General features: G+C 37.4%; 12 protein-coding genes and 1 tRNA gene. All 13 read right to left on the bottom strand.

Going from position 1 to position 12,266, the window contains the following annotated elements:
* On the bottom strand, window positions 1-75 hold a 75-nt coding region (locus Q7J67_01790), incomplete at its 3' end, for an elongation factor Tu (GenBank protein ID MDO9464018.1).
* 67 nt (window positions 76-142) lie between these two features.
* Window positions 143-610, bottom strand: coding sequence for a 30S ribosomal protein S7 (gene rpsG, locus Q7J67_01785; GenBank protein MDO9464017.1), 468 nt, complete (start codon window positions 608-610; stop codon window positions 143-145).
* 12 nt (window positions 611-622) lie between these two features.
* A complete protein-coding gene (rpsL, locus tag Q7J67_01780) occupies window positions 623-994 on the bottom strand; it encodes a 30S ribosomal protein S12 (GenBank protein ID MDO9464016.1) in 372 nt (123 codons plus the stop codon).
* Window positions 995-1,008: 14 nt separating this feature from the next.
* Window positions 1,009-8,874 carry a DNA-directed RNA polymerase subunit beta' gene (gene rpoC, locus Q7J67_01775; protein MDO9464015.1) on the bottom strand — a complete coding sequence of 2,622 codons (7,866 nt, stop codon included), beginning with the start codon at window positions 8,872-8,874 and terminating at the stop codon, window positions 1,009-1,011.
* A gap of 67 nt (window positions 8,875-8,941) precedes the next feature.
* Window positions 8,942-9,409 (bottom strand): 50S ribosomal protein L7/L12, encoded by a 468-nt coding sequence (rplL, locus tag Q7J67_01770; protein ID MDO9464014.1) that lies wholly within the window; start codon window positions 9,407-9,409, stop codon window positions 8,942-8,944.
* Window positions 9,393-9,977 carry a 50S ribosomal protein L10 gene (rplJ, locus tag Q7J67_01765; protein MDO9464013.1) on the bottom strand — a complete coding sequence of 195 codons (585 nt, stop codon included), beginning with the start codon at window positions 9,975-9,977 and terminating at the stop codon, window positions 9,393-9,395. Before rplJ ends, rplL begins: the two co-directional genes overlap by 17 nt.
* Window positions 9,974-10,666: a 50S ribosomal protein L1 gene (gene rplA, locus Q7J67_01760; GenBank protein MDO9464012.1), complete on the bottom strand. Its 693-nt coding sequence runs from the start codon at window positions 10,664-10,666 to the stop codon at window positions 9,974-9,976. The genes rplJ and rplA overlap by 4 nt, the downstream gene beginning before the upstream one ends.
* Window positions 10,667-10,679: 13 nt before the next feature.
* Window positions 10,680-11,111 (bottom strand): 50S ribosomal protein L11, encoded by a 432-nt coding sequence (gene rplK, locus Q7J67_01755; GenBank protein ID MDO9464011.1) that lies wholly within the window; start codon window positions 11,109-11,111, stop codon window positions 10,680-10,682.
* 27 nt (window positions 11,112-11,138) lie between these two features.
* Window positions 11,139-11,669, bottom strand: coding sequence for a transcription termination/antitermination protein NusG (nusG, locus tag Q7J67_01750; protein ID MDO9464010.1), 531 nt, complete (start codon window positions 11,667-11,669; stop codon window positions 11,139-11,141).
* A gap of 11 nt (window positions 11,670-11,680) precedes the next feature.
* Window positions 11,681-11,866, bottom strand: a complete 186-nt coding sequence (secE, locus tag Q7J67_01745; GenBank protein ID MDO9464009.1) for a preprotein translocase subunit SecE — start codon at window positions 11,864-11,866, stop codon at window positions 11,681-11,683.
* 18 nt (window positions 11,867-11,884) lie between these two features.
* Window positions 11,885-11,957, bottom strand: a tRNA-Trp gene (locus tag Q7J67_01740).
* Window positions 11,958-11,963: 6 nt separating this feature from the next.
* Window positions 11,964-12,113 carry a 50S ribosomal protein L33 gene (gene rpmG, locus Q7J67_01735; protein MDO9464008.1) on the bottom strand — a complete coding sequence of 50 codons (150 nt, stop codon included), beginning with the start codon at window positions 12,111-12,113 and terminating at the stop codon, window positions 11,964-11,966.
* A gap of 26 nt (window positions 12,114-12,139) precedes the next feature.
* Window positions 12,140-12,266, bottom strand: a 127-nt coding sequence (gene tuf, locus Q7J67_01730) for an elongation factor Tu (GenBank protein ID MDO9464007.1), incomplete at its 5' end; no start/stop codon positions are given.

Below are 12,266 nucleotides of genomic sequence, written 5' to 3'. Positions count from 1 at the left end.
CTTCCCATGATCTACATGTCCTATTGTCCCTACATTTATATGTGGCTTCGTTCTCTCAAACTTCTCCTTCGCCATCTCTCTATTTCCTCCTGCTTTTAAATAAGTTCACGGATTATATCATATCCTCTTTCTCTTGCAAGTATTATCTATAATGCGCAAAAGCTTTATTAGCTTCTGCCATTTTATGGACGTCTTCTTTCTTTTTTACGGAAGTTCCTTCGCCTTTAGATGCGTCCACAATTTCCTGCGCCAATTTTTCCCCCATGCTTTTGCCCTTTCTCGCTTTAGCATAAGTTATAATCCAGCGCATAGCCAAACTTGTTCTCCTATCAGAGCTAACTTCTATAGGTACTTGATACGTAGCGCCTCCAATTCTTTTGGACTTAACCTCTAAAACCGGCTTTACATTATCAAGAGCCTGCTTGAACACTTCCAAAGAGTCTTTTTTTGTACTCTTATGTATAATATCCAAAGAATCATAGAGTATAGATTCAGCCAAACTTTTTTTGCCTCTTCTCATAATACAATTTACAAATTTAGCTACTATTTGGTCACTGTATTTAGGATCCGGTGTTATTGTCCTTTTAGTAACCCTCCCCTTTCTAGGCATTACATGTCTCCTTTATTTTGCTCTTTTTGCACCATATCTAGACCTGCTTTTCTTTCTATCCGTAACCCCTGCAGTATCCAAAGCTCCTCTAACTATGTGGTATCTAACACCCGGAAGATCTGCAACGCTTCCACCTCTAATTAAAACAATTGAATGTTCCTGTAGATTATGTCCTATTCCAGGAATATAAGCTGTAACCTCCACACCACTCGTCAATCTCACTCTAGCCACCTTTCTTAATGCTGAATTTGGCTTTTTAGGAGTAACCGTATACACCCTGGTACATACTCCTCGCTTTTGAGGAGAACCTTTTAAGGCAGGAGTAGACGTTTTCTTTGTATTCTTCTTCCTGCTTTTTTTTATCAATTGTGACAATCTTGGCATATTTATTCCCTTTCCTAATCTTTCACCTCTTCCACACTACTATTATCTTTATCTTTAGCCTCTTCCGTATCCTTTTTATCGGATAACTCAGTTCCTGTTAATGTTATATTCCTATAGTGAGCCCACCCTGTACCAGCAGGAATTAAACGTCCAATTATTACATTTTCTTTTAATCCAGATAATCTATCTACCTTAGAAAAAACAGTAGCCTTGGTTAAAACTCGCGTAGTTTCCTGAAATGAAGCAGCTGATATAAAACTTTCTGTATTTATAGACGCTCGTGTAATACCCTGAAGAACTGGTATTGCACGAGCAGGTTTTTTATTTTCTGCGACAGCTCTTTCATTTTCTTTTTTAAAAACAACTTTATCTACTTGTTCTCCAGCTAAGAGCTTAGTATCTCCACTATCTTCTATGCTGACTTTTCTAAGCATCTGTCTTACAATTAATCCTATATGTTTATCATTGATATAAACACCTTGCAGCCGATAAACTTCCTGAACTTCATTTAATAAATATTCCTGTAATCTCCTATCTCCCTCTATTCTTAATATTTCATCAAGAATCACAGATCCATCTGTAAGCTGATCACCTGCTTTTACCCTATCGCCTTTATAAACAATCAAGTGCTTACCATGAGGAATGAGATATTCTTTTTCGTCACCATTATCTGCTGTCACAGTTATTCTACGCATATTCTTCTTAAGACCAACAGGTTCATCCACTATTCCATCTATCTCAGTCACTATAGCAGGATTCTTAGGTCTCCTCGCTTCAAAGAGTTCAGCGATTCTTGGTAATCCTCCTGTAATATCTCTGGTTTTACTTCTTTCCCTTGTAGTCTTTGCTAACAAATCCCCTACCAAAACTTGCTCTCCCTCTTTAACTATTAGGTACGCTCCACTTGGGATACTATGGTAATTTAACACCTCTCCATTCTTGTCTTGTATCAATATTTGTGTATGCATACCAGTGCTTCGGTAATCTGTAATAATCCTTTCTTTTTTCCCGGTGATCTTATCTACTTCGGTCTTCATTGTAAGACCTTCAATTATATCAATAAATTTTACTTCCCCACTCACTATAGAAATTACGGGCAAGGTATATGGATCCCACTCAGCTAACACGGTTTTTCTTTTTACTACATCATTATCTTTAAACTTAAGTACACTGCCCAAAGGCATATTGCATCTTTCTAATTCCTTCTCTTCTGCATTTTCTATTGCTATTTCTCCATTCCTGTTAATCACTACTACGTTATTATTCTTATCCACCACTGTTCTTATTCCGTGAAATTTAACAATGCCATCATTAATGGCTACTATTTTTGAGGCACCAATTATTCTACTAGCTGTTCCTCCAATATGAAAAGTTCTTAGAGTAAGCTGAGTTCCAGGTTCTCCTATGGACTGAGCTGCAATAATTCCTACAGCTTCTCCCACTCTAACTCGCTTCTTTGTTGTAAGATCTCTACCATAACATTTAGCACAAATCCCCTTCTCCTGCTCACATGTTAGAACAGACCTTATCATTACCTTTTCTACTCCTGCCTCCTCTATGACTTCTGCCATTTCATCTGCAATCTCCTCGCCTGCTTTAACGATTATATTATCCAACAAGGGTATTTTTATATCTTCCAATGCTATTCGCCCTGCAAGCCTGTCTTTAAGTGATTCAATAGTTCTGTCTCCTTCTTTAATTGCTACAACGCTTATACCGTTAAGTGTTCTGCAATCTTCGCTTGTAACAACTACGTCCTGTGCTACATCGACCAATCTCCTGGTTAAGTATCCTGCTTCTGCAGTTTTCAAAGCTGTATCTGCCAAACCTTTTCTAGCCCCATGAGTTGAGATAAAATATTCCAACATACTCAGTCCCTCACGGAAGTTTGTCATTATAGGAGTTTCTATGATCTCTCCTATCTCTCCTATAATCTTCTTCTTAGGTTTAGCCATTAGTCCCCGCATGCCTGCCAATTGCCTTATCTGCTGACTGCTGCCTCTTGCACCTGAAAGCAGCATCATTAGAACAGGATTAAAAGGATCTTTTTCCATCTCTTTAAACATGGCATCTGAGACCTTATCCGTAGTATGTGTCCATACATCAATCACCTTATTATATCTCTCTCCATCAGTAATAACGCCCTTCCTATACTGCTCCTCAACAATACTAGCCTCTCGTTTCCCTTGCTCCAATAACTTACTCTTTATTGCAGGAATAACTATATTATCAATACAAATGGAAATGCCGCCCTTAGTAGCCATCTCAAATCCTAATGTCTTAATCCTGTCCAGCATTATAACTGTCTGATGATATCCTTCCTTTTTGAAACTCTCTTCAATTAAGTCACCCAGTTTGTCTTTATCAAACACCCTATTTACAAACTGCAATGAATTAGGCAAAATTTCATTAAACAGAATTCTCCCTACAGTTGTCTCTATCAGTTCTCCATTTATCCTTATCTTTACCCTAGAATGCAATTTCACTTTTTTAGAATCATATGCAATAATTGCTTCGTCAGATGATGAAAATATCTTTTCTTCTTTCCTATTGCTCTGCTTTTCTTTTGTCAAGTAATAGCATCCTAATACAATCTCCTGTCTTGGCACCATTATTGCTTCTCCACTAGCAGGAGAAAAAATATTCCTACTTGGTAACATTAAAAACTCTGCTTCTAACTCAGCCTCTGGTGTAAGAGGCACATGAACTGCCATTTGGTCTCCATCAAAATCTGCATTAAACGCTGCACAAACCAAAGGATGGACTCCTATTGCCTTCCCTTCAATAAGAACAGGCTGAAATGCCTGTATACCTAATCTATGTAATGTTGGAGCCCTGTTAAGTAAAACGTAACGATTCTTTATTACATCATCAAGAATATCCCATATTTCCGCTTCTGCTTTTTCCAGCATCTTCTTTGCATTCTTTATAGTATTTATTATTCCCCTCTCTCTTAATTTTCTAATCACAAATGGCTCAAACAGTTCTAACGCCATGCGCTTAGGTAAACCACATTGATGTAGTTTCAATCTTGGATCCACAACAATAACTGATCTTCCAGAATAATCAACGCGTTTTCCCAAAAGATTCTGTCTAAATCTACCCTGTTTTCCACCCAACATGTTGCTAAGAGATTTAAGCGGACGATTACCATGTCCAACTACTGTCCTGCCATGTCTGCCATTATCAAATAGAGCATCAACCGATTCCTGTAACATCCTTTTCTCATTTCTAATAATTATGTTAGGTGCACCTAGTTCTAGAAGTCTCTTCAGCCTGTTATTTCGATTAATAACTCTTCGATATAAGTCATTCAAATCCGAGGTCGCAAAGCGTCCTCCATCTAAAGGCACTAAAGGTCTTAAGTCTGGAGGTATAACAGGTATAACATCCATAATCATCCACTCAGGTCTACTACCAGAAGTGTGAAAGGCTTCAACAACCCTTAACCTCTTATTAATTTTTTTCTTTGCCTGTTTAAATGCTGTTTTCCCCTCTTTTTCCCTCAAACTCTCTGCAAGTTTATCTAAATCAATCTCTTGTAGCATTTTTTTAATAGCTGAAGCCCCCATCTCTGCATGAAATCCATTTCCGAATTCTTCTCTGTATTTCTCATACTCCTCATCACTTAAAAGCTGATACTTCCCTAAAGAGGTCTTTCCAGCATCCAGCACTACATAACTCTCATAATAGAGAATCTTTTCTATATTCTTCAAACTCAAATCAAGTAATGTACTCATATAACTTGGTACAACCTTAAAAAGCCAAACATGAGCTACTGGTGAAGCAAGACTTATATGCCCCATACGTTGACGCCTCACTTTAGATTGTGTAACTTCCACACCACATCTATCGCAAATTACCCCTTTATGCCTAATCCTCTTATATTTACCGCAGTAACATTCCCAATCCTTTGTTGGACCAAAGATTCTTTCACAAAAAAGCCCATCTTTTTCCGGCCTGAATGTTCTATAATTTATAGTTTCTGGCTTTCTAACTTCTCCTTTAGACCACAGCCTGATCTCTTCAGGAGAAACCAAACTAATAGATATGGCTTCAATCGTATCCGTTCCGTTTTGAAATTCCTCCGAGCTATTAGGTTGCCATTTTCGAAAAGCAAGATCAGAAAATACACGAGGCCCTTTAGCCCTTACAAGTTTAGCTCCCAATCCTAAACCTTGTAACTCTTTCAATAAAACATTGAAAGACTCTGGTATGCCGGATTGAACTGTATTTTCTCCCTTTACAATACTTTCGTATATCCGCATTCTGCCAACAACGTCGTCACTTTTTACTGTAAGCAATTCTTGTAAAGTATAAGCAGCACCATATGCTTCTAATGCCCATACCTCCATCTCGCCAAAACGCTGTCCTCCAAACTGAGCCTTTCCTCCCAAAGGCTGCTGAGTAACTAATGAATACGGACCTGTTGCACGAGCATGCATCTTATCATCCACAAGATGTGACAACTTCATCATGTAAATATAGCCAACAGTTATCTTATTATCAAATGATTCCCCTGTCATCCCGTCATACAAAGTAACCTGACCATCTTCAGGCAACCCTGCCTTTTTAAGAAGCTGTTTTATTTCTGCCTCTTTAATTCCATTAAAAACAGGAGTCGCAATCTTTATACCCAAAACCTTGGCTACCCACCCAAGATGAGTTTCCAAAATTTGGCCCACATTCATTCTTGAAGGAACGCCTAAAGGATTAAGCAAAATTTCCACTGATGTTCCATCTGATAAATACGGCATATCTTCCTCTGGCAATATTTTTGCAATCACACCCTTATTACCATGCCTGCCAGAGACCTTATCTCCCTTTGAGATTTTTCTCTTATTGCCTATATAAACCATTATACGTTTTATTACACCTGGTGAAAGTTCATCTCCCTTCTTGATCTTTTCTACTTCTAGTTTCCTCTCTTTACTAAGAGACTTTAATTCTTCCTCAAAGCTTTCAATTAATGCAAGAAGTTTTTTATTGATGTTGTTATTTTTAACTCTAAGTCTTCTCAAATACTTGACAGGTATATTATCCACATCTTTTATTCTAACTTTCTGTCCAGCAGAGAGAAAGACTTTTCCATTCTTATTAATCATATCCTCAGCTATTACTTCCCCTCTAATAAGGCTCCCAAGTGCCTCAATTAGATTATCCTTAGTCTTTCTGATCTCCTCGTCAATTCTATGCTCAATATCCTCAATAATCTTTTTCCCCAAACCATCAATATCGTCCTTATCACGTCTTGACAATATTCTAACATCTGTAACTACCCCCTCTACACCAACGGGAACAGTTAAAGATGTGTTAAGTACATCACTAGCCTTTTCTCCAAAAATTGCTATCAGTAATTTTTCTTCAGACGTCAGACCTGTTTCGCTCTTAGGAGTCACTTTCCCTACTAATATATCTCCTGGTTTTACATGTGTCCCAATTCGTACAATCCCATGCTCGTCCAGATTAGCCAGCTCTCCATCACTAACATTAGGTATATCACGAGTGATCTCTTCTTTCCCAAGTTTTGTTTCCCTTGCTTCTACTTCTAATTGCTCAATATGAATAGAGGTACAAGTATCATCCCTAACCAGTTTTTCACTGATGACAATAGCATCTTCAAAATTATATCCTCTCCATGGCATAAATGCTACCAACAGATTTTGTCCCAAAGCTAATTCCTTATTATCTGTGGCAGAGGCTTCAGCTATGATATCATTCTTAGAGACTCTTTCTCCCTCTTTAACAATCGGTCGCTGATTAATACAGGTGTTTTGATTTGATTTTTCGAATTTTTTCAATATATATTCATCAAAATCATCCTTGCTTTCTTCTGGACGAATAATTATCTTATCAGAACATACCGATTCCACAATCCCTGCTCTCTTAGCAGCAACGGCAGATCCAGACCATTTGGCAACAATACTCTCCATTCCTGTACCAATCAGGGGAGCTTCCGGATTTAGAAGAGGAACTGCCTGCCTCTGCATATTTGACCCCATAAGAGCTCTGTTTGCATCATCATGCTCTAAAAAAGGAATTAATCCTGCAGCTACACTAACTATCTGATCGGGTGAGACATCCACAAAATTCACATCTTTTGGAGAGACTTTACGAAAGTCGCCTTTAATTCTAACCGATATCTCATCGTCAATAAAATGCCCTTTTTTATCAATCTTTGCATTAGCTTGAGCAACAACATTCTTATTACCAGGATCGGCAGACAGCCAAACCACTTCATTGGTCACTCGACCATTGACAACTCTCCTTGCAGGTGTTTCTAACAGTCCAAATTTATTAACCCTCGTATATGTAGCAAGAGAGGCTATCAACCCAATATTAGGCCCTTCAGGCGTTTCTATAGAACAAATACGTCCATAGTGAGTTGGATGAACATCCCTAACCTCAAACCCTGCTCTTTCCCTTGTAAGTCCTCCAGGCCCTAAGGCGCTTAGTCTTCTTTTATGAGTAAGTTCTGCTAAGGGATTTGTTTGATCCATAAATTGTGATAGCTGTCCACGCGCAAAAAAATCATTTACTGTCGAAGAAATTAACCGTCCATTAATTAAATCATGCGGCATAACAGTATCTGGCTCCTGAAATGCTATTCTCTCTTTTACAGACCTCTCTAACTTAGCAAGCCCTATTCTAAACTGAGACTGTAGTAATTCCCCAACAGTTCTAACTCTTCTATTCCAAAGATGGTCAATATCATCCTCATCTTCTTTATTGCACTTTGCTAGAAGCAAATAATTGATTGTTTTTACTATGTCTTCCTTATCTAATGTCGTCTTGTCCAAAGAATAATTAAGACCTAACTTCTGATTTAGCTTATATCTCCCAACTTGTGAAAGATCGTATCTTCTGGGATTATAAATAATGTCCTTAAAATAAGTCTCAGCAGTATCTATTGTAAAGTGATCACTTGGACGCAATCTTTTATATATTTCTACAAAAGCTTCTTCTTTTGATTTTCTATGATCTTTTGCAAGTGTATTTATAATAGAAATATCTTTGACGGACATTTCTATTATGTTTATGCTTTTAATCTTGAATGTTAATATCTTCTTAGCAATAGAAGGAGTTATTCTTTCTTTACTCTCTGCTATGATCTCCCCTGTATTTTCATCAACTACGTCCTCTGACAGAATTTCATTAACAAGATCATCAGCCACTGTCTCATTTGTAATTATCTTCTCCTTACAATTATAGAAAAGCCTGATAATCTCTTCATCTGTCACATATCCAAACGCTCTAAGCAAAACTGTAGCAAGCATCTTTCTTTTACGGTCCATACTAACATAAAGCACATCATTAGCATCAAATTCAAACTCAAGCCAGACCCCTCTGTACGGAATAAGACGTGCTGAATAAAGCTCTTTTTCATTGGAAACTTCCTTTTTCTGACAATAAAGACCCGGGGATCTATGTAACTGACTAACAATAACTCTCTCTGATCCATTGATGATAAACGTCCCCTGCTCTGTCATAAGAGGCAAATCCAGTAAATACATTTCCTGCTCTCTTGCACTGCCTGCTTTGGTGGAACCCTCCTCATTAATGGTCAGTTTCATTCTTACCTTAAGAGGCGCAGCATATGTTGCCCCACATCTCTCACATTCAGACACATTGTATTTAGGATCACCAATACTATAATTTAAAAATTCCAGGCAGAATCTCTCCTTTTCGTCTATTATTGGAAAAAACTCGTTAAATACTGCCTGAAGTCCCTGATTCTTACGATTTGCTTGAGTTACATTCCTCTGAAGAAATTCTGCATATGGCTCCCTTTGAACATACATTAAATCGGGAACATTCATAACAGGAGATATCTGACAATATAAATCTCTACCAGAAGAATTAGACACACGTTGAGACATACTTATTCTCCCTTTACCAAAATTAGGCTGCTTTTAGCAGCAATTATTATATCTTTAAAGACTAGCATTACTGCAATTCTACAACAGCACCAACAGCTTCTAATTTCTTCTTGAGTTCCTCGGCTTCATCCTTTGAAACATTTTCCTTAATAGGCTTTGGTGCGCTCTCTACTAGATCTTTCGCTTCCTTAAGTCCCAACTCTGTAATAGCTCTTACTTCCTTTATTACCTGAATCTTCTTATCCCCAAACTGTTTTAATAAGACAGTAAACGTTGTCTTTTCCTTCGCTTCCTCAGGAGCAGCAGAAGCAGACGCTGCACCTGGAGAGACAGCTCCAATACTAACTGGAGCAGCAGTAACACCAAATTCTTTTTCTAAATCTTTGACAAGATTCGATAACTCTAAAACTGTCATACTCTTTACCAGATCTATAATACTAGCTTTGTCTGGCTTTTTTGCAGATGGCTTTTCTGCCTCAACCTGGGGAACTTTCTTTACTGATTCTTCTGTTGTTTTCTTAGCTTTTGTTACCATTATCTACCTCCTTTATCTTTGAATTAGCTCTACTATCTATTACATCTTCCTTTCTCTTTGTTTCTAAAACAGCGTGAATAACATACACAAACCTGGCTAGTATTGATCTAATACAATATGCAAAATTACCTATTGGAGCTTGAAGCTGTCCTATTAACTGCATAAGCAATTGATCTCTAGAAGGAATTAAAGCGATCTCTTCAACCTGTTCTCTGGAAAAAACGAGTTCATCAATAAACCCTCCTTTAATACTAAGACAATCATATTCTTTTGAACATTTTGACAGCACTTTTGCTGGAGCAGTTGGATCATTTTGTGCAAAAGCAATAGCTGTAGGACCTGTAAAAAAATGGTCCAAACCCTTAAGACCACTCTCCTTTAATGCCAAACATGCAAGTCTATTTTTGATAACCTTATATGATATTTCTTTTTCATTTAATGTTTCTCGTAAACCTGATATCTCCTTAACTGTTAACCCTTTATAATCTGTAAATATCATATTATTAGGGCTCCTCTGAAATTGCCTGACTAATTCCTTTACCCTTTTTGCTTTTTCATCTTTATTCATGTGACTCCCCTAATGTTAAGCCTTATTGATGGGCCCATTGTGGAACTAATAGCAAGATTTCTTACATATTGCCCTTTACAAGATGCAGGTTTTGCATGAATTATTTCCTTTGCAACTGTCAGTATATTGTCTGATAATTGCTCTTTGGAGAAAGAAACTTTTCCCACTACTATATGCAAATTTGCTCCTTTATCTAGCCTATACTCTACTTTTCCTGCCTTAATCTCTGCTACAGCTCCTGCTATATCCAAAGCAACTGTCCCGCTTTTTGGATTAGGCATTAATCCACGTGGGCCAAGTATCTTCCCTAACTTACTTATCTCTTTCATCATATCAGGTGTTGCAACTACAACATCAAAATCAAGCCAACCTTTGCTTATTTTATCCATCAGATCTTTATCACCGACAAAGTCAGCTCCTGCTTGCTTGACTTTATCAATATTATCGCCCTTTGCAAAAGCCGCAATCCTTACCGTCTTGCCTGTTCCATGAGGTAAATTTATAACACCTCTTACCTGCTGGTCAGCTTGCTTAGGGTCCACTCTTAGATGAAAGACCATATTAACCGTTTCATCAAATTTTGCATTAGCTGTTTTTTTCAGCAATTCAACTGCCTGAGGAAGATCATACGCTTTTTCTTTATCCATTAACTTCTCAACTGCCTGATACCTCTTACTTCTTTTTTCCATTCTAGTGTTCCCTTTATCCCTCTATTTCAATCCCCATACTTCTAGCAGTGCCTGCAATAATCTTCATTGCAGATTCAATATTAGAAGTATTCAAATCCTTCATTTTCATTTTTGCTATATCTCTAACCTTATCTTTGCTTACCTTTGCTATCTTATTTTTATTAGGTTCTCCAGATGCTTTTGCAATACCAGCAGCTTGCTTCAGGAGAACTGCAGCTGGAGGAGATTTAGTAATGAACGTAATGGACTTATCCTCATAAACTGTTATAACAACAGGAATTATTAATCCTTCCTTGTCTTTGGTTTGATTATTGAATGCCTGACAAAATTGCATTATATTAATGCCATGTTGACCTAGAGCCGGCCCTACTGGTGGTGCTGGTGTTGCCTTTCCTGCTGAAATCTGTAGCTTTATCATTCCTGCAACTTTTCTCTCTTTTGCCATATTAAAATTTACTCCTTAATTCAAAAATTATATCTTTTCCACCTGCCATGATTCTAATTCAACAGGCGTTGATCTGCCAAAAATAGAAACCATTACTTTTAATCTTCCTTTTTCTGGACTAACTTCTTCAATTTCACCATTAAAATCGGCAAATGGTCCCTCTATAATCCTTATACTTTCTCCTTTATCAAACATTACCTTTGGTTTGGGTTTTTCTTCTTTTTCCTTTAATTTTTCAAATATTTTCTGTACTTCTTTCTCAGGAAGCGGTACAGCTTTTCTTCTATTTCCAATAAAACCGCTAACCCCGGGAACATTTCGTATCAATTGCCAAACCTCGTCATTCATTTCCATCTCTATAAGAATATAACCAGGAAAAAATTTTCTACTACTAACCTTTTTTTTCCCAGCTTTAACTTCTACAACGTTCTCTGTTGGAATTAATATTCGAGATACAAATCCCTCCATATTAGCAAGCTTTAGCTTGCATTCTAGCTGCATCTTTACTTTACCCTCAAAACCCGAGTGTATGTGTATTACATACCACTTTTTTTCCATAGCTACCCTTACTACCTTATTATCTTACTCAAAATATTGCCCAAGAAAAAGTCCACTACACCAATAAACACTGCGCTTATCCCAACAGCTATAATGACAATTACAGTGGATTCTTTAATTTCATTCTTCGTTGGCCAAGAGACCTTCTTGAGTTCCTTATGAACATCCAATAAAAAAATTTTAATGCGTCTAAACATAATTTCTAAACATAATAGCAGGCCTGGAGGGATTTGAACCCCCATCCATCGGATTTGGAGTCCGCTGCTCTACCGTTAGAGCTACAGGCCTACAGCTCTATTTGGTTTCTTTATGCAATACATACTTTTTACAAAATCTACAATATTTTTCTAACTCCAACTTGTCTTTCTTATTCTTTTTGTTTCTTGTTGTATTGTAATTTCTATTTTTACACTCTACACATGCTAATATAACTATATCGCGCATACTCTAATACTGCCTATCTACTAAGTTCACTTAATAATTTTAGATACAACACCAGCACCTACCGTCTTACCTCCCTCTCTTATCGCAAATCTTAACCCATCTTCCATCGCTATCGGCGCTATTAACTCTATCTCTAAATCTACATTGTCTCCT

This window comes from bacterium (genome assembly GCA_030652805.1).
In the GTDB taxonomy this organism is placed as follows: domain Bacteria; phylum JAHJDO01; class JAHJDO01; order JAHJDO01; family JAHJDO01; genus JAHJDO01.
Note: the sequence above shows the minus strand (reverse complement) of the source record. Positions and strands in the feature narration are given on the sequence as shown.